Raw genomic sequence first — 23471 nt, 5'->3', positions numbered from 1 at the left:
CCAACCACCGATCCCCTGTAGGTGCTCCCGAGCTTTAGCGAGGCAGCGATTGCAGTGGGTCAGGCGACAAAACAGGCGCGCGGTTAACCATCGCTAATAGGATCGCCAACAATTCGTGCTGGGCTTCTTCTCGGCTGATTTCGCCGTCGGCCGCTGCGAGGGACAAGGCTTCCGCCGCGCCCAGCATGGCCCGCAGGCCGGCTTGTGACAGCGTGCCGTTGGGGGCGAAGGGCGCCAAGGCGTCACGGCATTTGTCGAGAAAAATGGCCTCGTATTTGCGCTTTAGCGCTTCCAGTTCCGGTGAACCGCTCAACGCGGCGGTCACGCCCGGAATTTCCCGGCCCTGCAATAACACGCAGTCCACGTAGGACGCGGCGATGACCCAGGCGCGGTCTTGCAGGGTTTCACTGCTGGCTTCGATGGCATCGGCAAAGGCTTGGTTCTGACGCCCGTCGAAGTCTTCATACAGCGCGGCCAACAACCCCGCACGGGTGACGAAATGGTCGTAGACCACCGGCTTGGTCACGCCCGCCAGTTCCGCCAGGCGGCCCAGGGTCAGGGCGTCGGTGCCTTCCTCGCGCACCAGTTGCCAGGCCACTTCCAACAATTGATGCAGCCGATCTTCACGGGACAAACGACGACGTGGGGCAGGGGATTCATTGCTTGACATGCTTATATACCAAAAGTAACTTATTTGAATTAACTTACCAAAAGTAACTAAGCCCAGCCTAAACCGAAAGGGAGTCAATGTCATGCACGCACTGATCGTTGTTGCTCATCACGACCCACAATCCCTCACCCACAGCATCGCCACGCAAGTCGCTGCAGGCCTCAGCGCCTCCGGCCACACCTACGAAATCGCCGACCTCGCCGCCGAAGGTTTCGACCCGCGCTACACCGCCGCCGACCACCGCGTACACCGTAACCACGTCACGCCACCGGCTGATGTGCTCGCTGAACAGGCGCGCCTCGACCGCGCCGACGCCTTGGTGCTCGCTTTCCCTATCTACTGGTGGTCGCTGCCGGGGCTGCTCAAGGGGTGGGTCGATCGAGTGTTCGTCAATGGCTGGGCGATCGACTACGGCCCGGATACCCCAGTGGTGAAAAAACTGCGGCATTTGCAGGTGCACCTGTTGGCCCTCGGCGCTGCGGATGCCAGCGCGTTTGACCGCCACGGCTATGCCACGGCGATGCGCACGCAGATCGACTACGGCATCTTTGATTACTGTGGGGCGAAGGTGGTGACGTCCGAGTTGTTGTTGGACTCAGAGGGCGGAGCAGCCGAGGCACATCTGAAAACGGCAAAGGCCGTCGGGCAGCAGCTGTTCGAAGCCGAGACAGTCGCCGGTTGAGTCAACCCTCGCGAAACAGGTCGTGGGCATCCAGCAGGCGGTAGGCGATTTCCGGGCGTTTCTCAAGGCCTCGGCGAATCGCCGCCGGGATCGATTGCCGAGTCTTGCGGCACATGCCCGGTAGTTCGTCGATAACGATCTGGATCCCGCGCATGCTTTTGACCTCGGTGTGTCCCGGCGCGATATGCACGCGAATGCCCAATTGCTGGTACATCAGCTGTTGCATGCGCTCCAGGTCTTGCAGGCTCTTGAGGTCTTCGAGGCGGTCGAGCAGGCGTTTTTCTTCCTGGCGCGTGAGGTTGAGGATGCGCAGGTCGGCGCCGGGGGCTTCAAGCAATTGCTCGCGGTCGCAGACACAGGCGCCGGGTGGGCAGGGTTGGCGAATTGTCATGTGCATTCCCTCCCCATTTCGGCGCCGCTGACTCAGTAGCTCAGCGCGACCCCAAGACTGCCCAGGGCCTTCCAGTACTCAGGATAGGTCTTGGCGACGCAGTCCGGATCCTGGATGCGGATACCCGACACTTTCAAACCAGCCAGGGCAAAGCACATGGCGATGCGGTGGTCGGCGTGGGTGTCGATGAGCGCGTTGCACGATGTACCGGCCAGTCCAGGATCAGCGGCCACCAGCAGGTCATCGCCTTCGATGGTCGCCAGGCCCGGACGGATTGCATTGAGGCCGTCATGCAGTGCCTGCACGCGATCACATTCCTTGACCCGAAGGTTGGCCAGCTCTGTGAAGCGCACCGGGGTGTTGTTGAACGCGGCCAGCACGGCCAGCGTCGGGATCGCGTCCTGCATCTGAGAGCCGACCACGGTGGCCTGCATGTTCGGGAACTGGGCGATCACGGCCTGGGCCTTGGCGTCCGGTTGGGTGAAGTCCTGCGCGGCCACGCCGATGTCGATACGGCCACCGGTCAACACTTCAGCAGCCCACAGGTACGTGGCAGCGGACGCGTCGGGTTCGATCAAGTAGTCATGGGCGGTGTAGCCAGTGGGGGCTACACGCCAGGTGGTGTCGTTGACCTCATCAACCTGCGCCCCGAAGGCACGCATGCAGTCCAGGGTCAGGTCCACGTAGCCACGGGCGCCGATGTCCTTGCCGGTCAACGCCACCTCAATCGGAGCTTCACCGCACGCGGCCAGCATCAACAGGGCCGAGACGTATTGGCTGGACAAACCGCCGTCGATCTCAAAACGCTTGGCCTGGACCTTGCCCACGCCGTGCACGGTCACCGGTGGGCAACCGGTCGGGCTGTCGACCTGGATGCCGTTCTCGCTGAGGGTGGTCAGCAGCGGGCCGATCGGGCGCTTCTGCATATAGTGGTCGCCGTCCAGCACCACGGCGCCTTCGACGGTGGCGACGGCGGCGGTGAGAAAGCGCATCGCCGTGCCGGCATTGCCCAGGAACAGCGGTTGCGCAGGCAACTGAAGCTTGCCGCTGCCTGTGACGACAAAGGTGGTGTCATCCGGCTCATCGATGGTAACGCCCATTTGGCGCAGGGCCACCGACATGTGGCGGGTGTCGTCGCTTTTCAGCGCGCCACTGAGGCGGCTGGTGCCCTTGGCCAGGGCGGCCAGCAGCAGGGCGCGGTTGGTAATGGACTTGGAGCCGGGCGGTGCGACCTTGCCGTTCAGGGGGAAGTTGGGCGGTGTAACGGTCACGGTTTTCTGCGAACTCAAGGTACAAGGCTCCTGATCAAGGCAAGGTGGGACGGAGTGGCCGACGGGCGGACCCGAATAATCGGCCAAAGGTGCAGTGCTTGTCGAGGTTTAGCGCCGGCTCAACCAGTAATCATGCAGGGCCCGCGCGGCCGGTTCGATCTCGCTGACGCGTTGCTGGTGAGCCTGCACATCCAGGTCGGCCGGCAACTCGAAGTTGTCCTGCTCGGCGCACCAGGAGATTTTCTCCAACTGCGCGGCCTGTTCGGCAGGCAGTTGCGGCCAGTTGCCGATGGCTGCGCCTCGGATATAGCCAAAGCACCATTCTTCCGCGAGGGTTACGGTTTGGCCTTGATGTTCGGTGTCGTCGAAGCGTGCTTTGAAGCCTTGTGCGTCGGTCGCCAGTTGGGCGGCCAGGGTGTTGCTGTGACGTACGCACAACTCCAGAAAGCGCTGGGCGTCGTCCATGCTGTCCCATTCAGGGTTCTGACCACCCCAGATTGCCGGGAACCACTCGGCTACATCCACCTGTGCCGGGCTGGACACCAATGCGGTGAAGTAACCGTCGAGCTCCGCCAAGTTCAGCACCGAATGGTCATCGCCGTATTTGAGCAGGGTTTCTTCGATGAAGTCGAAATCGGCGGGGGCAAGGGGTTGGGCGTGCATGGCATTTCCTTAAAACGTCGAGCGCCGCACAGAAGGCGGCTTAAAGCGCCAAGGATGGCGCCTGGCAGGGTTTTTTGCCAGTCCCGCTTTTGGCCGATGCGCCGTGGTGGACCCTTGTTATAGTTCGGGCCTTATCACTCGCCAGTCAGGGATCACTGCCATGTCCGAATACCAAGCGTTCGTTGTCGAAGTCACTGGCAACGTTGCCCATGTGCAGATCAACCGCCCGGAAAAGATCAACGCGATGAACGCGGTGTTCTGGACCGAGATCATCGACATTTTCCAATGGGTCGAAGACACCGACGCCGTGCGTGCCGTGGTGCTCAGCGGCGCCGGTAAGCATTTCTCGTCCGGTATCGACCTGATGATGTTGGCCTCCGTGGCCAACGCCTTTGGCAAGGACGTGGGCCGCAACGCGCGGCTGCTGCGCCGCAAAATCCTGGAGCTGCAAGCCTCGTTCAACGCGGTCGACAACTGCCGCAAGCCGGTATTGGCGGCGATCCACGGCTATTGCATCGGCGGCGCCATCGACCTGATCAGCGCCTGCGACATGCGCTACGCGGCTGAAGACGCACAGTTTTCCATCAAGGAAATCGACATCGGCATGGCTGCCGACGTCGGCACCCTGCAACGCCTGCCACGCATCATCGGTGACGGCATGCTGCGTGAGCTAGCCTATACCGGTCGCCAATTCGGTGCCGAGGAAGCGCGCAGCATTGGCCTGGTCAACCGCGTTTATCCCGATCACGAGCAACTGCTGGCCGGCGTAATGGAAATCGCCCATCAGATCGCCGCCAAGTCGCCGATTGCTGTGACCGGCACCAAGGCCATGATCAGTTATATGCGTGACCATACGGTCAATGATGGTCTCGAATACGTTGCCACCTGGAACTCGGCTATGTTGCAATCCAACGACCTGCGCGTGGCCATCGCGGCCCATATGAGTAAGCAGAAACCCGAATTCGTGGATTGACTGACATGACCCAAGGCTGGATTACCACAACGTTGCTGGACAACGACACTCCCGGCGGCTGGGCCGTCGCCCGCAGCCGCGACGGCTTTTTACATGACACCAATGGCCCGCTGTTCCCTCGGGAATGGCTCAAGCGCCAGGACTTGTCGGTGTTCGCCGAGCACGGCATCGGACACCTCGACGGGGAGCCGGTGTACTTGCTGGAACTGAACTCTGCCGCTGACGTGCCGGGCTGCGGCTGGCAAGGCCTGCGCGGCTTTATGCTGCAAGGCGATCACACCCTGTACAAAGTGCTCGGATACGCCGCCCAGATCGGCACCTGGGCGCGGGAGCATCGTTTTTGCGGCAGTTGCGGCCAGGCCATGGTCCAGGTGCCGCGGGAGCGAGCGATGTTCTGCCAGGCCTGCGACCTGCGCAGTTACCCGCGGATCTCGCCGAGCATGATCGTGCTGGTGACCCGCGGCGACGAGATTCTGTTGGCGCGTTCACCGCGTTTTGTCACTGGCGTGTACAGCACGCTGGCGGGGTTTGCCGAGCCGGGCGAGTCGGCCGAGGACTGCCTGATTCGCGAGGTGCGCGAGGAAGTGCAGGTGGAGGTCAAGAACATTCAGTACATGGGCAGCCAGTGCTGGCCGTTCCCCCATTCGATGATGCTGGGCTTTCACGCCGAGTACGCCGGTGGCGATATCGTGCCCCAGGCTGACGAGATCGAGGACGCGCAGTGGTTCAACATCCACGATCTGCCGCCTTTGCCTGCTTCACGTTCGATTGCGCGCTACCTGATCGACCTCTACCTGGCCCGTCGCTTAGGCCACGCTGAACCAGTGCTGCCAGGCTAGGCGCACCGTCAGGCCGAGGACTACGGTGATAAACACCGGGCGAATGAATTTGGCGCCGCCGCTGATTGCGCTGCGTGCGCCAAAGAATGCGCCACACATCACCGACACGCCCATCGCCAGCCCGACTATCCAGTCCACTGACCCGTTGAAGATAAACACCGACAGCGCTGCCGCGTTGCTGACGAAGTTCATGCTGCGCGCAACGCCGCTGGCCTTCACCAGGTCAATGGGGTGCAGCAACATGGTGCTGACCGTCCAGAACGCGCCGGTACCGGGGCCGGCCACGCCATCGTAGAAACCCAGGCCGAAGCCTTGGGTGGACTGCCATTTCTTCTTGATCGGCGCGTCGTTATCCAGCGCTGCCTTGGGCGTGCCGCCAAACAGTAGGTACAGGCCGCAACCGAAGACGATCACCGGGAGCATTTTGTTCAGGGTTTCGGCGGGCAGGTAGTGGGCGACGACCGCGCCGGTCAATGCACCGATCAACGTGCCGACGATGGCATGAACCCATTGGCGTGGGTGGAACAGCTTGCGGCGGTAGAAGGTAAAGCTGGCGGTGGCCGAACCGAAGGTAGAACTGAGCTTGTTGGTGCCCAATACCAAGTGCGGTGGCATACCTGCGGTGAGCAGGGCGGGCGTGGTCAGCAGGCCGCCGCCACCGGCGATGGCGTCGATGAAACCGGCGACAAAGGCCACGACGGCGAGAATGGCGAGGGTGGTGAGGTCTACGCTAAGTTCGAAAGGCATTGGGCAGGGCTTATGGTTGGCAGTGCGCAGCAAAGCGCTGTGCGAAGGGCCGCCATCTTACCTCCCAGAGGGACGCAGAACCAAATGTGGGAGGGGGCTTGTCCCCGATTGCGGTGTGCCAGTCAGCTTATCTGTCACTGATGCACCGTCATCGGGGGCAAGCCCCCTCCCACATGTTTTACCGTGTCCGGTTGGCTATTTGTGGGTGCCCAACCACTCCAGCGCCGTGCGCCAGATGCAAATCCCCAGGAAATACGCCGACATCACCGACCACAACCCGAACGTCCACGGGTTGGTATTGGGGTAATCCACCACCATCAAAAAGCTGCACAGCAACCAGATCGTGGTCACGGCGATATTGATAGGCATGAAGCGCTTGACCCGGAACGGGTGCAGGAACTTCATCGGCGTCACAGTCAGCAGGGCCAGGCCGATCACGGTCAGCAGCGTGACCCAGGCCTCCGGCTGGATGATGTATACGCACAGGGCAACCACGTTCCAGGCGGCGGGGAAACCGACGAAGTAGTTGTCCTTGCTCTTCATGTTGACGTTGCAGAAGCAGAACAGCGACGAGACCAGGATCACCGACACCGTGAACAGATGGGTGAATTCCGGCAGGTCGATGTAGCGGTAGATGAACAGTGCCGGAATGAACACATAGGTGAGGTAGTCGATCACCAGGTCCAGTACCGAGCCGTCAAAGCTGGGCAGTACCGTGCTGACATTCAACCGTCGCGCCAGGGAACCGTCGACGCCGTCCACCACCAGCGCCAGGCCCAGCCACAGCAGGCAGGCCTTGGGTGAGTTCTCCAGCAGCGCCAGAGTGGCCAAAAACGCCAGCACCACGCCGGTGGCAGTGAAGCCGTGGGCGCCCCAGGCTTTGATTCTGGCTACATGCAGGGTCGATATCACGGGCGGTTCTCCAAAGGGTGAAACGGGGCAGCCGACAACGTGACGCCGTCGAGTCTGGCCGGGGAATGCAGGTATCGACCGGGAAGGGGGTCATAAGGTTCACCGCCCGGCGTATCACTTAGCGTAGCAAGCGTAGGACGTTTCGGCATCAGCCTTGACGGAACACCAGCGCCTTGAGGCCACTTTGCGCGTCAATATCCGGAAATTCCGGCGGGTTTTCCAGGCGTTCTACATATCGCAGGCCTGGAGCCTCGCGGGTCACGCCGTCGATCAGGAAGTCTTCGCCAAAGGCCGGGTCGTTCATGCAGGCGAGCACCGTGCCCTGCGCCGTGAGCAAATCCGGCAGGCGGCGTAGTACTCGCTGGTAGTCCTTGGTCAGCAGGAAGCTGCCTTTCTGAAAGGACGGCGGGTCGATGATCACCAGGTCGTAGGGACCGCTGTTGGTGACCTTGGCCCAAGACTTGAACAAGTCGTGGCCCAGAAAGGTGACGTTGCTCAAGTCATGACCGTTCAGGCGATGGTTGTCACGGCCGCGGCTCAGGGCGCCACGGGCCATGTCGAGGTTAACCACGTGGTCGGCGCCGCCTTCGATGGCTGCCACTGAGAAACCGCAGGTATAGGCAAACAGATTGAGCACGCGCTGGCCCTTGGCTTGTTCGCGCACCCAGTTGCGACCGTAGCGCATGTCGAGGAATAGCCCACTGTTCTGCTTTTTGCCCAAGTCAATCAGGTAGCGCAGGCCGCCTTCGGTGATGGTCAATTCGTCGATGGCCTCGCCCACCAGCCATTCGGTGGTGCTTTGCGGCAGGTAGCGGTGTTGCAGCGCGACGGTGTGGGCGCCGAATCGAGCCCAGTCGAAGTCGATCAGCAGCTGTTGCAACGCCTGCAGGTGCGCCGGCTCGGGCTCCTTGAACAGCGCGACCAGAATAACCCCTTGCAGCCAGTCCACCGTCAACTGTTCCAGCCCAGGCCAGCAGCGGCCACGGCCATGGAATAGGCGTCGGGTTTCAGCCGGTGCGCTGGCCAGGGCGTTAAGCAGGTGGGCGTGCAGAGTGGCAAGTGCTTCTGGGGTCATCGTTGAGCGTCGGTCGTTGAGCGGGCGGCATTTTAACCACAATTGAGGGTTTAAAAGGCAGCGATCAACGGTGGACCAAATGCCTCGCGGATAAAACCTGGGGCGATATACCGCTCGTAATGCGCTTCTGACAGCAGAAAAAACTCGCGGTCGATCGCATCGCGCAAATCCGCCAGGTGTCGCTCACGAAACTCCGGCAACAACGCCAACCCGTAAGCGTCGAGTTTGGAAATCACCCGCGCACCCCGGGCAATTAGCTGGTAAGCCCAGCAATACGGCGACTGATGCGGCATGAACCGAATCTTGCGGTCTTCGAGTTGCTGGCGCAGGCGCTGCGGATCGAACACTTCCAGCTTGCTGGTCATCACTTGCACCAGCAACTGCTCAAGGCGCAGCCATACCGCCTGCTTTTCCTCGGCGTTGTAGCCATTCCACTGGATCACTTCATGGTGATAACGCTTGCAGCCTCGGCAGACCAGGTCACCGTAAACGGTAGAGCACAGGCCGACGCACGGGGTTTTAATGGTTTGGTTGGGCATAAAAGGCAATTTGCAAAGTTGATGGAACACCGCGTTCCGAATGTAGGAGGGGGCTTGCTCCCGAATGCGGTGTATCAGTCAAAGATGTTTTAACTGAACCACTGCTATCGGGAGCAAGCCCCCTCTCACACGTTGGATCTGTGCGGATAGTTAGTCCCAGCTCAGCGCGCCGCCAGTCTGATACTCGATCACACGGGTTTCGAAGAAGTTTTTCTCTTTCTTCAAGTCCATGATTTCGCTCATCCATGGGAACGGGTTAGTGGTCCCTGGATACTCTTCTTTAAGACCGATCTGCGACAGACGACGGTTCGCGATGAACTTGAGGTAATCCTCCATCATCGCCGCGTTCATGCCCAATACGCCGCGCGGCATGGTGTCGCGAGCATATTCAATCTCCAGCTGAGTCCCTTGCAGGATCATCTGGGTCGCTTCTTCTTTCATCTCGGCATCCCACAGGTGTGGGTTTTCGATTTTGATCTGGTTGATCACATCGATACCGAAGTTCAGGTGCATCGACTCATCGCGCAGGATGTACTGGAACTGTTCCGCCACGCCGGTCATTTTGTTGCGGCGGCCCATGGACAGGATCTGGGTGAAGCCGCAGTAGAAGAAGATGCCTTCCAGCACGCAGTAGTAAGCAACGAGGTTGCGCAGCAGTTCTTTGTCGGTCTCAACGGTGCCGGTTTCGAACTTCGGATCGGAGATCGAACGGGTGTACTTCAGGCCCCAGGCTGCCTTTTTGGCGACCGATGGGATCTCGTGGTACATGTTGAAGATCTCGCCTTCATCCATGGCCAACGATTCGATGCAGTACTGGTAGGCGTGGGTGTGGATCGCTTCTTCGAAGGCCTGGCGCAGGATGTACTGGCGGCACTCCGGGTTGGTGATCAGGCGGTACACGGCCAGCACCAGGTTGTTGGCAACCAGGGAGTCGGCGGTGGAGAAGAAGCCCAGGTTGCGCATGACGATACGGCGCTCGTCGTCGGTCAGGCCTTCGGGGTTTTTCCACAGGGCGATGTCGGCGGTCATGTTGACCTCTTGCGGCATCCAGTGGTTGGCGCAGCCGTCGAGGTACTTCTGCCAGGCCCAGTCGTACTTGAAGGGCACGAGTTGGTTGAGGTCGGCGCGGCAGTTGATCATGCGTTTCTCGTCAACGGCGACGCGGGCGGAGGCGCCTTCGAGTTCGGCGAGGCCTTCGGCGACGTCGAGTTTGTCCAGGGCAGCCTTGGCGCGCACGATGGCGGCGGAGTCGCTGGCAGTCACATGGCGTGCTTCCAGCGCGGCAGCGGCGCCGGCACCGTCGAGGCGGTCCATGTTGGCTTCACTGGCGTGGCCGGCGTTGGCGCCCTTGATCACCGCTGCACCGGTGTCTTCGTTGTCGACTTCATCCCAACTCAGCATTGAAATACTCCCTTCTGTTCTGTTTTGACGGCCTGTAAAGCCGTCCAAAAAATATGCGATTTGCAGGCTACTAGGCATTGAAATAGTGCGCATAGTGTGGTCGGTAAATACCGATACTGCACACTATGTAGTGGTCTGTTCTGTTTGTGGGCACACTATATGGTGTGTAACAAGGTTGGTCAACGAACAACAATGGCTTGACTGTCGCAGGGGCCATGGGGCGCGGGAAGGCTCTACGGCGCGCCTAAGCTAATTCCAAAAAGATATTTATTGGAGGTTTTTAAGATCGTTTAGCTTGGATGCTTCTAACGGATTCTGTTCAAGGAGCGAGCCGCCGATGGCCCACGTGCAGTCAATCACCACTTTGCCGCTGTTGGACCTGTCGCAACTCGACGGCAGCCCGCAGCAGCGCCAGCAGTTTCTCGATGAGCTGCGCCTGGCAGCGCGGCATATCGGATTTTTCTACCTCACCGGCCACGGCATCGACCCGTCGCTGCTGGCCGAGGTGCAGCAACAGGCGCGCGCATTTTTTGCCTTGCCCGAGGCCGACAAGCTGGCGGTGGGCATGCTCAATTCGCCGCATTTTCGCGGTTACAACCGCGCGGCGTCCGAGATCACCCGTGGCCAGCCGGACCTGCGTGAACAGTTCGACGTCGGCGCAGAACGCGAGCCGTTGGCGGTGGATCAATACCCGGCCGCCTGGGCACGCCTGCAAGGCCCCAACCAATGGCCGACCGCGTTACCCCAACTCAAACCGCTGGTACTGGGCTGGCAACAGGCGATGACACAAATGGCCCTGCGCCTGCTGCGCGCCTTCGCCCAGGCCTTGTCCCTGCCGGAAAACGCTTTCGACGCGTTGTATGGCGACAAACCCAACGAACACATCAAGCTGATCCGCTACCCCGGCCGCCACGCCCAGCAAAGTCGCCAAGGCGTGGGCGCACACAAGGACTCGGGTTTCCTCAGCTTTCTGCTGCAAGACCAGCAGGCCGGTTTGCAGGTGGAAGTCGAAGAGGGCCGTTGGATCGATGCCGCGCCGCGCCCCGACACCCTCGTGGTCAACATCGGTGAGCTGCTTGAACTGGCCAGTAACGGTTACCTGCGCGCCACCGTGCACCGGGTGGTGTCGCCGCCGGTGGGCAGCGAGCGCTTGTCCCTGGCGTTTTTCCTTGGTGCGCAACTGGACGCGGTGGTGCCGGTGTACCAACTGACGCCCGAACTGTTGCGCGACGCCCATGGCCCGGAGAGCGATCCGCGCAACCCATTACTGCGTGACGTGGGCTGGAATTACCTCAAGGGCCGCCTGCGCTCCCACCCCGATGTCGCCCAACGCTTCTACGCCGACGCCACGTTACCCCACGCACTGTCCGCCTGATCAGGAGATCATCCATGTTGAAAACTACCACCCTTACCCTGGCGGCGTTGCTGGCCTCATTCAGTGTGTCGGCCGCTGATGCATTGCGCGTGGCCGCTGACCCGATTCCCCATGCACAGATCCTTGAATACGTGCAGAAGCTCGACCCGAGCCTGAACCTGAAGATCATCGAAATCCCCAGCGGCGTGAATTCCAACGAATTGCTGGCCCATGGCGATGTGGACGCCAATTACTTCCAGCACTTGCCGTACCTCAATTCCCAGGAGCAGGCTCTGGGCCAGAAGTTCGCGGTGGCCGCCACCGTGCATATCGAGCCACTGGGCATCTATTCCCGCCGCCATACCAACTTCGCTCAGGTGCCGGACAAAGGCACCGTCGCTGTGCCGAACAATGTCACCAACCTCAGCCGTGCCCTGTACCTGCTGCAAGCCAATGGCTTGATCAAGCTCAAGCCCGGTTTCAACGACGCTTCCAAGGACCAGGCCACACCTAAGGACATTGCTGAAAACCCCAAGCATTTGAAGATTCTGGAAATCGAATCGCCGCAGATTCCTCGCGCTCTGGACGACGTAGACCTGGCTGTGATCAATGGCAACTTCGCCCTCGAAGCTGGCTTGGAACCGGCCAAGGATGCACTGGGCCTGGAGCAGGCCAAGGGCAACCCCTACGCCAATATCCTGGTGACCACACCGAAGCTGCTGCAAGACCCGCGCATCCAACAACTGGCCAACGATCTGCGTTCGCCAGCGGTGGCCAAGTTCATTACTGATAAATACGCCGGTTCGGTGATTCCGGTGGCCGTCGAATGATCGTTGTCGAGGGCGTCAGCAAAACCTACGCCGACGGCCAGCCAGCGGCGCTGGATAACGTGTCGTTGCAGATCGCCGACGGCGCGATTTTTGGCATTGTGGGGCGCAGTGGCGCAGGTAAAAGCACCTTGCTGCGCTGCCTGAATCTGCTCGAACGGCCCACATCCGGGCGCATCCTGCTGGATGGCCAGGACCTGACCCTGCTGAGCGACAAGCAACTGCGCCAGCAACGCCAACGCATCGGCATGATCTTCCAGGGCTTCAACCTGCTGCATTCGCGCAACGTGGCGGATAACGTCGCGGTGCCGCTGGAAATCGCCAATGTGCCCAAGGCCGAACGCTCGGCGCGAGTTGCAGAGCTGCTGGCGTTGGTGGGGTTGAGCGACAAGGCCCAGGCGTTTCCGTCACAGTTGTCTGGCGGACAGAAGCAGCGCGTGGGCATTGCCCGTGCATTGGCGGCGCGGCCGGCGTATCTGCTGTCGGATGAGGCCACCAGCGCCCTCGACCCGGAAACCACCACCTCGATTCTTGAGCTGTTGCGCGACATCAACCGACAGCTCGGCGTGACCATCGTGCTGATCACCCACGAACTGGACGTGGTCAAGGCGATCTGTGACAGCGCGGTGTCCCTGGCGGATGGCCGCGTGGTGGAAAGTGGCACGCTGCTGCAGTTGCAGGCCGACCCATCCTCGCGCCTGGGCCGCTCGCTGACGCCGAGCCCGCAAGTGATGAGGGCCGTATGAAAACCGATTGGAACGACATCCTGCAGTTGCTGCTCAACGCCACCGGTGAAACCCTCTATATGGTGCTGCTGGCCGGGCTATTCACCCTGTTGATCGGCCTGCCCCTGGGCGTGTTGCTGTTTATCAGCCGACGCGATGGCTTGTTACCGTTGCCGCGCCTCAACCGGGTATTGGGCGGTGTGATCAACCTGGGGCGCTCATTGCCCTTCGTGGTGATGTTGATCGCGCTGATCCCACTGACGCGCCTGATCGTCGGCACCACCCTGGGCAGCACCGCCGCCGTGGTGCCGATCACCATTGGCGCGTTTCCGTTCTTTGCGCGCATTGTCGAAACCGCCCTGGATGAAGTGGACAAGGGTCGTATCGAAGCCATCGTGGCCATGGGCGGTGATATTCGCCATGTGATCCTCAAGGTCCTGTTGCCCGAAGCCTTGCCGGCACTGGTGGCCGGAGTGACCTTGACCCTGGTGATGCTGATCGGTTTTTCGTCCATGGCCGGGGTGATCGGCGGTGGCGGCTTGGGCGACCTCGCTATCCGCTACGGTTACCAGCGCTTCAACAACCAGATCATGGTAGTCACCGTGATTGTGCTGGTGGTGTTGGTGCAGGGCGTGCAGAGCCTGGGGGATCGTTGCGTGCGGTCATTGGCCCATCGCCGATAGAGGTGCTGCGCCGGGTAGGGTGTGCCGCACGCCAGCGTCGTGCGGGTCAATCACTGCATGCTCAAGGGACGCGCGAGGCGGTGATTATTTCCTACCGTCTGGAGCGTCGATTGCCAGGCTGTTATCAGCGCGAACGCTTGGTGGTTGCGCACAAGCCTGACATCGCAGCTCAGGCGCAATGCTGATGATCCGGGGACCTTCCTCGCCTGATCAGAGTATGAGCATGACGACTATTTCCCCCCACACCAGCACTACCTTCCAGAACCTCCAACACTTCCTGCAGCGCGATAAACGCGGTGAGGGCATCGAGCACAACGGATTGCCGTCCAAGTCGTCGGAGGACGCCACCCAACAGCTCTGGCGACAGAGCCCTGGTTGGCCGGACAAGAATGGTGACGGTCGTACCGATGTGACCTACGAATTTCGTGTCCCGCCTGCCGGCGCGGATACACGACGGTTCGGCAGAGTCGGGTTTACTCCGATTGGCGAGCACCAGCGGCAACAGACCCGGCTCAGCCTGCAATCTATCGAGGATGTCGCCAACGTCAGGTTTACCCAAGGGGCGAGAAGTCCCAGCAGCGAGGGGCATATCACGATCGGCAATTACGGCCATATGATCGATCGCAATGGCCGTCCCTATTCCTACACCAACCATGCTTTTTTGCCTTATCCCGGCAATAAAAACAGTGGTGATGTCTGGTTTGTGAACACAAAAACCCAGTCTGCGGTGGCCAACGCGGCCCTTGGCAATTCCGGTCGGCGCACCGTTGTTCATGAGCTGGGACACGCTATGGGCCTTAGCCATCCAGGGGCGTACGGTGCCGCGGGGTTGAAACCAGGGCAGGTCGATTCCTCAGAGGACTCTCGTAGTCATACCGTCATGAGCTACAGAGGCGAGCGCAGTACGTACATGCACCACCGCGGCTTCATGTCGTCGGCGCCGCAACTGGACGATATCAGCGCTTACCAGAAGAAATACGGTGCCAACCGTGACACCCGCAAAAATGACACTACCTATGGTTTCAACGCCAATTCGGATCGAGACTTCCTGAGTGTTCATGCCCCTGAAGACAAGATGGTGGCTGCCATTTGGGATGGCGGTGGTGTTGATACGCTGGACTTCTCCGGCTACAGGCAAGATCAGCAAATCAGCTTGAAAGAAGGGACCTTCTCCGATGTGGGCGGCCTCAAGGGCAATATCGCTATCGCGTACGGGACAACCCTTGAGAACGTCATCAGCGGTGCCGGCAATGACTTGCTGGTGGGCAATGAAGTTGCCAACACGCTGAAAGGCGGCGAGGGCGACGACCGTTTATACGGAGCAGAAGGGGCCGACATACTGTGGGGAGAAAAGGGCAAGGACGTATTCGTCTATGGGCATACCCGTGAATCGACTGAGGTCGCCCTCGACCGGATCATGGACTTTGTCAGTGGCGAAGACCGGGTCGATGTGTCTGGCCTTACGGCAGCACTGGGCAAGTCAGCGCTGAGCTTTGTCAGCGAATTTTCCGGCGCCGTCGGTGAGGCAAAGCTTGTGTATGACCCGGTTCTGGAAATGAGCGCGTTACAGATTACCGGCAAGCCTGGTGAGGCGAACTTTGTCCTTGTCGTGGAGGGCAAACTGCAACGCGGCGATATCGTAGGTTGATTCAGGCAGGGGCGTGATCCTGCCCGATACTCTGGCGCAACAGCGCTTCAAACACCCGTTGCACCCGTGGCTCATCGCTGTGGGCCACGTTGAAACGCATCGAATCGCGATGGGCCGGGTCGTAGCCAAACAGCGCGCCCGGCGCCAGCACCATGCTGCGTTTCAAGGCCTCCTGAGCCAACAGCTCGCCGTTGACCCCTGGCGGCAGCCGCGCCCAGATAAACATCCCGCCTTCATACGCCATCGGCAATTCACACCCGCAACGCTTGAGCCATTGCTCGACGCGGCCACCGGCTTCCATCAAGCGCTGGACCATGCGCTTGCGGTGCTTGGCGTAGCTGCCTTCGCTGAGCATGCGGTAGACGATCTGCTCGAACAGCTCCGAAGTCACGCCGCCGCTCATTAACTTCATATTGGTCAAATTGGCCGCCAGTTGCGGTGCGGCCACCACAAAACTGACGCGGGTGTTGGCGCTCAGAATCTTCGAGAAACCCGACAGATAGGTGACTTGCTCCAGGCCGGCGACGGCAGCCAGGCGCGGTGGCGGGTTGGGGTGCAGGTCGCCGTAGAGGTCATCCTCGACGATATGGCAGTGATACTGCTGGGTCAGTTGCAACAGCCGAAACGCCTGGCTGGGACTGAAGGAGTGACCTGTCGGGTTATGCAGCACGCTGGTGGTCAGGTACAGGCTGGGACGGTGTTCGGCCAATAGCTGTTCGAGGGCGACGAAATCGAAACCATCGGGACGGCGCTGGATCGTCACCACCTTGACCCCATGCAACGCCAGGTTGGCGTGAAAGTTGAAGTAGCACGGCGCGTCGAGCAGCACCGTGTCGCCGGGACGGGCGAGCAGGCGCATCAGCATGTCCAGGCCCTGCACGGTGTTGGGGGTGGTGATGATCTGCTCCACCGGCACCGACAAACCTTCGCCGTGCAGCTTCTGTTGCAGGGCCTGGCGCAACGGCAGTAGTCCGGCCGGTGTGCCCAGCCCGGCGATGCGCAGCGACGGCGCGCGCACCACGCTGCGCATGGCCTGGCGGATAGCGTCGGCGTCCAGCCATTCTTCCGGCAGGTGGCCGCCGCCAGGGCGCAGTTCGCCGCTTGCGGTGACCAACGGGCGACGCAACACGCTAAGCAGGTCCTGGGGCAGCAGGTCGACCCACGCCACCGAGGCCGGGCGCGCGCTGTCCATCGCCACGAAGTAGCCACGGCCCTGGCTGGAGGTGAGCAGGTGGCGCCCGCGCAGGCGGTCCAGAGCTTCATTGAGGGTGAACTTGCTGACGCCCAGGGTCTGGGTCAGTTCGCGCACCGACGGTAATTTGCTGCCGGGCGCCCATTCGCCGTTTTCGATGGCTTGGCTGAACGCCTCGACGATCTGCTGCACCTTCGGCGTGCCGTCCACAAAGGCGATGGCGGATACAAACATAAACCTTCCTTGTGTTTGCTGGTGATTTTACCGGTGAAGTTAGGCCGGATTAGGCATCACTTCACCTGCCTTGTGCAATGCCGCTCCCCTAGACTGCGCGCCATCTCGCCCGGAATTGGCGAACTTTCCTACCAGCGAACCATGGATTTCGCATTCTCATGAAGACTTATATGTGTGCGCCCTGCGGATTTATGTACGTAGAAGAATTGGGCATTCCTGAAGACGGAATCCCGGCCGGTACCCCTTGGGAAGAGGTGCCGGAAGACTGGACATGCCCGGATTGCGGCGTGACCAAGGCCGATTTCATGGCCATTGAACTGTAACGCTCCATCACGAAAGGAATCGCTTCATGGAAAGCAAACTGATTAACGCCGCCGTGCCGTTCTGTACCGGTGTGGCCCACCAGAAATACCTGGCCGCCGAGAAGGGCCTGGACACTGCCATCGAAGGCGGGTGCACCCACTGGTATATCGATGGCAGCCTGTTCGGCGAAATGGTCGATGACTGGACCGATGAGCGCATCGCCAGCCTGCAGGAGCAGATCGCGGCCACTGGTGTGAAACCGGTGTACCACGGCAACTTCAAGGCGCCGCTGGGCAGTGATGTGGACGCCTTTCGCGTGGCGGCCGTCGAATACGTGAAGAAAGAAGTTGATATTGCCAGCCGCCTGGGCGCGCCGCTGATCATCCACGGTGGCTGCATCGTCGAACCGAAAATGGTGCTGATGGCCAAGAAAGTCGCCCTGGAGCACTACCTCAAGTCGGTCCAGGAACTGGCGCGTTACGCCGAGTCCAAGGGCGTGGACATCTACCTGGAAAACCTGTCGAACTACGTCAATTACCGGCCGTTCCACTACATCTTCACCCATGAAGCCGAATACGCCTTTGTGTTCGAGCGTCTGCAGGCCCACCCCAACGTGTACTTCTTCCTCGATGCGGGCCACGCCAATATCGAAAACGGTCTGCCGGCCGAGGTGGTGCGTAAGTATCACCACCTGATCAAGGGCATTTCCTTCAGCAATAACAATGGTGTGCAGGACCAGCACTTTGGTATTCATGACGGCAACTGCGATTACGCCGACGTGGTGCAGGCCATTGTCGAAACCAACTGGAAAGGCCTGGTGGCCTTCGAAACCCGCAACCAGACCGCAAAGGCCGCCCTTGGTGAGCTGGCGGTGATGTACCGCGAATCCCTGACCACCGAGATCGCTGTCGCCTGATGGATATCGGGGCGGGCGCCGGTGTGCCCGTCCCACGGCTTTCGTTTCTACCTACTCAAGGCCCTGGCCCATGACCACTGCGTTAACGCTGTCTTCGTTTCTCTATTTCCTGCTGTTCTGCGCCACCATGACTTTCAGCCCTGGCCCCATGACCCTGTTGCTGCTGAGCCTGGGCTTGAAGGACGGTTTGCGCAGCTCGATCCCGGCGCAGATCGGCGCCAGCGTGTCTTACCTGATTTCGATCCTGATTTTTGCCGTGGGCTTCTCGGAGCTGATCAAGGGCAACCTTGCCATTACCCAGACCATCCAGTTTGTCGGTGTGGCCTACATTCTCTACCTGGCCTACAAGCAGTGGACCAGCAGCGGTGTGGCGATCGGCAAGGCCGGCGCCGTGGAGGGCTCACGCAGCCTGTTCGGCAAAGGGCTGCTGACCGGGTTTTCCAACCCCAAGACCATCATCATGTTCAGCGCTGTGTTCCCGCAGTTTGCCGGGGCAGGGGAGCACAGTTCGGCGGCGGATATCGCGATCCTCGGCGCGACGTTCCTGATGCTGCAATTTGCCAGTGGCTGTCTGTATTGCTACTTCGGCCAGCGCATCAAGCACGTCTTGGAAAACCCCAAACGCCGCGTGTTGTTGCAGCGGGTCACGGCGGTGTTGCTGCTGGGTGTGGCGTTGATGCTGGCCCGGGGCTTTTCTCACTAAGCGCTTTGGCTCGTGCATTTGCGCCGTGGAATGAGCTTATGAGTGGTAGTGGCGCATTACTGGCGCCCTGATAGACTCCAGGCATTCATCCAGGATGACACCCAACCATGCCAGCCGCCGGAGGAAAGGGACTTCCGCTCGCTACCCGCTTGTATAAATCCCGCACGTTGGGGCTGACGCTCGGTTTGGTGTGTGTGGTGTTTGGCATGTATCCACTTAACCCCTCTACGTGGGTATGGGCGTGGATGCTGATTAACGCCGTCGTCTGGCCCCATCTGGCGTACCGACTGTCTCTACGAACCGCCAACATGCTGCGCAGTGAACACCGCAACGTGTTGTTCGATTCGTTCTGCGGCGGGTTCTGGGTTGGGGCCATGCACTTCAACCCACTGCCCAGCATAACCACGCTGTCGATGATGACCATGAACAACGTCGCCCTCGGCGGCCCGCGCCTTATGTTGGCGGGGTGGGTGGCGCAAGCGCTTGGCATCGGCACCTCGTTGCTGATCTTCGCGCCGGCCTTTGTAGCCACGACCACCCAAGCTCAAGTCTATGCATGCTTGCCGATTCTGATGCTCTATCCCCTGGCGCTTGGCTGGATCTGCTACCGCCAGGCCGTGAATCTGTCGCAGCACAAACGTGAATTACTTGCCCTGAGTCGCACCGATAGCCTGACCGGTCTGCTCAACCACGGCGCTTGGAAAGATCATCTGGAAATCGAGTTCCAACGCTGCCGTCGCGAGCAGCAGGGCGCCGCGATTGCGTTGATCGACATCGACCACTTCAAGACCATTAACGATACTTACGGCCACGTCACGGGCGATATCGTCCTGCGCCAACTCAGCAAAATACTGCGCCAGAACCTGCGCGCCACCGATCTGGCCGGGCGCTATGGCGGCGATGAGTTCTGCGTGATCCTGCCGGGAATGCCGCTCAACCATGCCACCGAAGTGATGGATGCCTTGCGTGACCGCTTCAATGCCTTGGCGTACGCCCAGGACCCAACTCTGCGTGCCAGCTTGAGCATCGGCCTGTCGCGGTATCAACCGGAACATGTCGACTCCACCGGCTGGCTCAACGATGCCGACCAGGCCCTGTATGAAGCCAAGAGCAGCGGGCGCAACCGTGTCAGCGCGGTGCACGGGAGTTGGTTGCGCTCCGTTTAGTGGGGTAGGGTGGCTGCACCTCAACAAAAAACAAGGATCGGTCTATGCGCTTCGCCTTCCCCCGTACCCTCCTGGCCGCCACGCTGGCCTTGTCCTTCGCACTTCCGGCCTACAGCGCCGAACCCCACAAACAGATCCAGGCGGATGCCGAACAGTACAAGGCCGAGGCCCTGAAACTGCTGGAGCGCCTGGTGAATATCGACTCGGGCTCCGGCTACGGACCGGGCCTGACCCAGGTCAGCGACATTGCCGTGGATGAGTTGAAGCAGTTGGGCTTCAACATCGAACGCATACCGGATGCGACCGCCAACAGTAGCCATGTGATCGCGACCCTCAAAGGCACCGGCAAAGCGAAGATTCTGCTGATGGCCCACATGGACACCGTGTTCAAGGAAGGCTCCGCGGCCGAGCGCCCGTTTCATATCAAAGACGGTCGCGCCTATGGCCCTGGCGTGATGGATGACAAGGGCGGCATCGTCGCCGGCATCTACGCGCTCAAAGTCCTGAAGAATCAGGGCTTTAAAGACTACGAGCGCATCACCTTCCTCCTCGACGCCAGCGAAGAAACCGGCTCCGACATCGCCTCCGAGCTGATTCGCAACACCGCCAAGGCCCACGACGTCACGCTGAACCTGGAACCCGGCCGCCCCGCCGACGGCCTGGTGGTGTGGCGCAAAGGCAGCGCCACCGCGGTGGTCGAAGTCAAAGGTAAAGCCGCCCACGCCGGCGTCGCCCCCGAACTGGGCCGCAACGCCGCCATGGAAGCCGCGCACCAGATCCTGCAACTGGGCAAGCTCGGTGATGAAGAAAAGAAAACCACCATCAACTTCACCGTAATCAAGTCTGGCGACCGCACCAACGTGATTCCTGACCAAGCCACCGCCAAGGCAGATGTCCGCGCGGCATTGCCGGAAGAGTTTGATCGGATCGAGAAAGACCTGGTGCGGGTTTCCGCGAACAAACTGATCCCGGAAACCGAAGTGACCACCACCCTCAAACGCGGCCTGCCGCCGATGCCGCAGACGGCGGAGTCGGACAAGCTGGTAGCGATTGCCCAGGGGATTTATGGGGAGTTGGGTAAGAAGCTGACGATTGAGGGCAGCGGCGGCGCGGCGGACGCGAGTTTGTCAGCCGGGGTAGGGACGCCGACGTTGGATGGGTTTGGGATTGTGGGAGGCAATATCCATACGGCGGACGAGTACGCGGAGGTGGAGAGCGTGGCGCCTCGGGTTTACTTGTTGAGTCGGATGATTATGGAGTTGGCGAAGCGGTGATTTGACCCGGTACGGGGTTCATTTTGATCGGTGAACCCCTGCTCACCAGAGAGTAGCTGCGATACCTGAAATGCGAGTGGCCAGATGGAAAGACGCTCAGTTGAATTTTTCATAGTCTTGCGAATTTAAGGACGCCAACCACATTTTAAAAAAATCGATTTGCTCTTTTGGGTTGTTCGTAAGATTGTTTTCCTCATAGTCGAATATATGAACGATGTCTTCACGAGATGCCTGTTTGCCCAGTGTCATTTCATAGGCGACAAGCCCGGCACTCATTTGAGACGCCATCCTCGATGGCATAACGTTTATCTTTGCGCCCTTGCAGAGAAATACGATATGAGGGAAATCGGTTCTGACTTTAGCAAAGCAAGCATAAATGTCTTTTTCACGGTAAACCTTATTAAAGTTATCGGCTTCAGAAAACGTCATTACCCGTTTGTCGAGGTCGTATCTTACCGTGACCTCCATTTTCTGCTCGCCGATGACTACCTTTATCACTTGCGCGTCCATTTTATTTCCTGTTTGGGTTAGGCACTGAATACCCTACATAACTTCCGTCACGTTTCAAAGGTGTTACGCCTAAAATGTCTTCAGGGTCTATTTTATGATGGATAGCGAATTCTTTTTCGTTTGAAAATGGTGTCATATTCCCAAGTTCTAAATTTATGTCATGTCCCGGTATGCTTTTTAGAGTGTATAAAAATCCTTTTCTTGTGCCGTAGCCAGTTGCGAAGTCTATGGCAGTGAGTTTGGAAGTAGAGGTGCTGATGAAATTGCTTGGTGGATCATTGCTATCTAGCGCGTGTAGATAAAGGTCGTTGCTTTCCCCTTTGCTTTTGAAGCCATATTTAAAAATTTCATCAGGGTGCTTGCTATCTCCCCGGTACAAGTAGTCATCTTCAGCGCTTACTTTTGGTAGTTCAGGTTCGCTTTTTTTAATATTGGCATTTGCCGACGGTTCATCCGATATAGCTACGGACTTACGACGTTCGCCGCCAGGACAAGTACTCAATCCCAGCGGATCCACCCACCCCGTAGGATTAGGCACGTACTGGTACGCGTTGATCCCCCCCGCCAACTTCACCGGATCTGGCGTCAGGTAACGACCAACATCCGGATTGTAGTAGCGATGACGGTTGTAGTGCAGCCCGCTTTCCTGATCAAAGTACTGACCCTGAAAGCGCAGCGGATTGTCTATTTTGCCTCTGTCGAGACGGCTGATCTGGCCGTAGGCGCGGTAGTGCGCGGACCAGACGATTTCGCCGTTTGGATCGGTCAGTTCCTGCGGTGTGCCGAGGTGGTCGAGTTGGTAGTGGTAGGGCTTGGTTTCCTCAGGACCCAAGCCTTCCAGCAGTGCCAACGGGCGGAAACTGTCCGGTTCGTAAATGTAGCTGCGGTAGCTATCCGCACGATGCTCGGCAATCAGCTTGTCGCCTTGCCAGAAAAACTCCGTGGTTAAACCGTCGACGGTTTTGCTGATACGCCGCCCGAACGGGTCATAGCGGTAGCTGGCGGTTTGGCCGTTGGGCTGGGTAATGCCAATCAACCGGTGTTGGCAGTCGTAGCGGTATTCGGTGACCAGCGCGTGCCCACGGCCGCGGCGTTCGCGGATGAGGTTGCCGAAGGCGTCGTAGTCGTAATGCCGGTCGCCTTGGATCATCAGGCGGTTGCCGGCAACGATGTCGGGGCCGGGGCGGTCGTGCATGAGCAGGTTGCCGGCCGGGTTGTGGCCGAAGCGTTCCTGCAGGTCTTGGGAGTGATCGGCGCGGGTGAGGCGGCCTAGTGGGTCGTAGTGGTAGTGGTGTTCGCCTTTGCGGGTGTCGAGCAGGCGGGTGAGGTTGCCGGATCTGTCGTAGTCGTATTGGCGTTGGAGCAGGTGGTGTTCTTTCTGCGTTACGGCATGGGCGTGCAGGCGGTGTTGGTCGTCGTAGTGGTAGTGGCTGAGCAGTTGGCCTTGTTGGCGTTGGTGTTCCTGGCCGGCTTTGAACAGGTGCGAGGTGAGCGTTTTGCCGTTGAGTTCGACGGTGGCGAGGTGGCCGCCTTTGCTGTGGTTGAAGGTGAGGCGGTTGTTGTCCGGCAGGCGCAGGTGTTGAAGTTGGCCGCAGGCGTCGTAGCCATAACGCAAGGTGCCCCAGCCTTGATGCTCGGCGGTGAGCCGGTTTTGCTGGTCGTACTCGTAGGCCAGCGCCCAGTGGCCGTCGTCGACGCTGAGGAGATTGCCTTGGCGGTCGTAGGCGTAATCGGTCTTGCTGCCGTCGGGTAGCGTTTTTCTTACGAGGCGGC

At 59.9% G+C, this 23471-nt stretch carries 25 protein-coding genes; 13 read left to right on the top strand and 12 right to left on the bottom strand.

All coding sequences use genetic code 11. The features are described 5' to 3' along the window. Nucleotides 1-34: 34 nt before the first annotated feature. Entirely contained in the window at nt 35-670 is a 636-nt protein-coding gene (locus CKW32_RS20855) for a TetR/AcrR family transcriptional regulator (protein ID WP_095185854.1), read from the bottom strand. An 82-nt stretch (nt 671-752) separates the two neighbouring features. Between CKW32_RS20855 and CKW32_RS20850 the strand changes: the two genes are divergently transcribed. Further along, on the top strand, nt 753-1352 hold the full coding sequence (locus CKW32_RS20850; RefSeq protein ID WP_095185853.1) for an NAD(P)H-dependent oxidoreductase: 600 nt from the start codon (nt 753-755) through the stop codon (nt 1350-1352). Nucleotide 1353: 1 nt separating this feature from the next. Here the strand turns inward: CKW32_RS20850 and CKW32_RS20845 are convergent, their stop codons facing one another. The 3 genes from CKW32_RS20845 to CKW32_RS20835 all read right to left on the bottom strand — a co-directional run bounded on the left by CKW32_RS20845 (nt 1354) and on the right by CKW32_RS20835 (nt 3677). Then, complete coding sequence (locus CKW32_RS20845) at nt 1354-1743, bottom strand: hypothetical protein (RefSeq protein WP_032886837.1); 390 nt, start codon at nt 1741-1743, stop codon at nt 1354-1356. Between the two features lie 32 nt (nt 1744-1775). Next, a complete protein-coding gene (locus tag CKW32_RS20840) occupies nt 1776-3032 on the bottom strand; it encodes a 3-phosphoshikimate 1-carboxyvinyltransferase (RefSeq protein ID WP_095185852.1) in 1257 nt (418 codons plus the stop codon). A 90-nt stretch (nt 3033-3122) separates the two neighbouring features. Continuing rightward, nucleotides 3123-3677: a UPF0149 family protein gene (locus tag CKW32_RS20835; protein WP_032886834.1), complete on the bottom strand. Its 555-nt coding sequence runs from the start codon at nt 3675-3677 to the stop codon at nt 3123-3125. 160 nt (nt 3678-3837) lie between these two features. Between CKW32_RS20835 and CKW32_RS20830 the strand changes: the two genes are divergently transcribed. Continuing rightward, a complete protein-coding gene (locus CKW32_RS20830; RefSeq protein ID WP_095185851.1) occupies nt 3838-4650 on the top strand; it encodes a crotonase/enoyl-CoA hydratase family protein in 813 nt (270 codons plus the stop codon). A gap of 5 nt (nt 4651-4655) precedes the next feature. Then, complete coding sequence (gene nudC, locus CKW32_RS20825; RefSeq protein WP_032886832.1) at nt 4656-5489, top strand: NAD(+) diphosphatase; 834 nt, start codon at nt 4656-4658, stop codon at nt 5487-5489. Here the strand turns inward: nudC and CKW32_RS20820 are convergent. The 5 genes from CKW32_RS20820 to CKW32_RS20800 form a co-directional block, all read right to left on the bottom strand. Then, nucleotides 5457-6236, bottom strand: coding sequence for a TSUP family transporter (locus CKW32_RS20820; protein WP_032886830.1), 780 nt, complete (start codon nt 6234-6236; stop codon nt 5457-5459). The genes nudC and CKW32_RS20820 overlap by 33 nt on opposite strands. Before the next feature lie 195 nt (nt 6237-6431). After that, nucleotides 6432-7148, bottom strand: a complete 717-nt coding sequence (gene pcsA / locus CKW32_RS20815; protein WP_032886829.1) for a phosphatidylcholine synthase — start codon at nt 7146-7148, stop codon at nt 6432-6434. Nucleotides 7149-7296: 148 nt separating this feature from the next. Beyond that, entirely contained in the window at nt 7297-8223 is a 927-nt protein-coding gene (locus tag CKW32_RS20810) for a class I SAM-dependent methyltransferase (RefSeq protein WP_095185850.1), read from the bottom strand. 50 nt (nt 8224-8273) lie between these two features. After that, nucleotides 8274-8762, bottom strand: coding sequence for a DUF1289 domain-containing protein (locus CKW32_RS20805; RefSeq protein ID WP_032886826.1), 489 nt, complete (start codon nt 8760-8762; stop codon nt 8274-8276). Nucleotides 8763-8912: 150 nt separating this feature from the next. Beyond that, nucleotides 8913-10163 (bottom strand): ribonucleotide-diphosphate reductase subunit beta, encoded by a 1251-nt coding sequence (locus tag CKW32_RS20800; RefSeq protein ID WP_095185849.1) that lies wholly within the window; start codon nt 10161-10163, stop codon nt 8913-8915. A gap of 337 nt (nt 10164-10500) precedes the next feature. Here CKW32_RS20800 and CKW32_RS20795 point away from each other — a divergent pair, with 337 nt between their 5' ends. From CKW32_RS20795 to CKW32_RS20775, 5 genes are all read left to right on the top strand, one after another. Next, nucleotides 10501-11538 (top strand): isopenicillin N synthase family oxygenase, encoded by a 1038-nt coding sequence (locus tag CKW32_RS20795; protein ID WP_095185848.1) that lies wholly within the window; start codon nt 10501-10503, stop codon nt 11536-11538. A gap of 14 nt (nt 11539-11552) precedes the next feature. Further along, nucleotides 11553-12347, top strand: coding sequence for a MetQ/NlpA family ABC transporter substrate-binding protein (locus CKW32_RS20790; protein ID WP_095185847.1), 795 nt, complete (start codon nt 11553-11555; stop codon nt 12345-12347). Continuing rightward, nucleotides 12344-13090 carry a methionine ABC transporter ATP-binding protein gene (locus CKW32_RS20785; protein ID WP_095185846.1) on the top strand — a complete coding sequence of 249 codons (747 nt, stop codon included), beginning with the start codon at nt 12344-12346 and terminating at the stop codon, nt 13088-13090. Before CKW32_RS20790 ends, CKW32_RS20785 begins: the two co-directional genes overlap by 4 nt. Beyond that, nucleotides 13087-13752 (top strand): methionine ABC transporter permease, encoded by a 666-nt coding sequence (locus CKW32_RS20780; protein ID WP_032891095.1) that lies wholly within the window; start codon nt 13087-13089, stop codon nt 13750-13752. The genes CKW32_RS20785 and CKW32_RS20780 overlap by 4 nt, the downstream gene beginning before the upstream one ends. Nucleotides 13753-13975: 223 nt before the next feature. After that, complete coding sequence (locus CKW32_RS20775; RefSeq protein ID WP_095186026.1) at nt 13976-15400, top strand: M10 family metallopeptidase C-terminal domain-containing protein; 1425 nt, start codon at nt 13976-13978, stop codon at nt 15398-15400. A gap of 1 nt (nt 15401) precedes the next feature. Here the strand turns inward: CKW32_RS20775 and CKW32_RS20770 are convergent, their stop codons facing one another. Next, entirely contained in the window at nt 15402-16826 is a 1425-nt protein-coding gene (locus CKW32_RS20770; protein ID WP_095185845.1) for a PLP-dependent aminotransferase family protein, read from the bottom strand. A gap of 158 nt (nt 16827-16984) precedes the next feature. Between CKW32_RS20770 and CKW32_RS20765 the strand changes: the two genes are divergently transcribed. The 5 genes from CKW32_RS20765 (at nt 16985) to CKW32_RS20745 (ending at nt 21188) form a co-directional block, all read left to right on the top strand. Further along, nucleotides 16985-17149, top strand: a complete 165-nt coding sequence (locus tag CKW32_RS20765; RefSeq protein ID WP_016968943.1) for a rubredoxin — start codon at nt 16985-16987, stop codon at nt 17147-17149. A gap of 26 nt (nt 17150-17175) precedes the next feature. Next, nucleotides 17176-18045: a sugar phosphate isomerase/epimerase gene (locus tag CKW32_RS20760; protein ID WP_095185844.1), complete on the top strand. Its 870-nt coding sequence runs from the start codon at nt 17176-17178 to the stop codon at nt 18043-18045. Nucleotides 18046-18115: 70 nt separating this feature from the next. Further along, on the top strand, nt 18116-18748 hold the full coding sequence (locus CKW32_RS20755) for a LysE family translocator (RefSeq protein ID WP_032891099.1): 633 nt from the start codon (nt 18116-18118) through the stop codon (nt 18746-18748). A gap of 107 nt (nt 18749-18855) precedes the next feature. Next, nucleotides 18856-19914 (top strand): diguanylate cyclase, encoded by a 1059-nt coding sequence (locus CKW32_RS20750; protein ID WP_095185843.1) that lies wholly within the window; start codon nt 18856-18858, stop codon nt 19912-19914. A gap of 44 nt (nt 19915-19958) precedes the next feature. Further along, a complete protein-coding gene (locus tag CKW32_RS20745) occupies nt 19959-21188 on the top strand; it encodes a M20/M25/M40 family metallo-hydrolase (RefSeq protein ID WP_095185842.1) in 1230 nt (409 codons plus the stop codon). A gap of 96 nt (nt 21189-21284) precedes the next feature. On the opposite strand, the gene CKW32_RS20740 is transcribed toward CKW32_RS20745, so the two are convergent. Both CKW32_RS20740 and CKW32_RS20735 read right to left on the bottom strand, forming a co-directional pair. Next, nucleotides 21285-21698 carry a hypothetical protein gene (locus CKW32_RS20740; RefSeq protein ID WP_095185841.1) on the bottom strand — a complete coding sequence of 138 codons (414 nt, stop codon included), beginning with the start codon at nt 21696-21698 and terminating at the stop codon, nt 21285-21287. Between the two features lies 1 nt (nt 21699). Continuing rightward, nucleotides 21700-23471, bottom strand: a 1772-nt coding sequence (locus tag CKW32_RS20735) for an RHS repeat-associated core domain-containing protein (RefSeq protein ID WP_177434300.1), incomplete at its 5' end; no start/stop codon positions are given.

It is taken from the genome of Pseudomonas sp. Irchel 3H9, assembly GCF_900187495.1.
Taxonomy (GTDB): domain Bacteria; phylum Pseudomonadota; class Gammaproteobacteria; order Pseudomonadales; family Pseudomonadaceae; genus Aquipseudomonas; species Aquipseudomonas sivasensis.
Note: the sequence above shows the minus strand (reverse complement) of the source record. Positions and strands in the feature narration are given on the sequence as shown.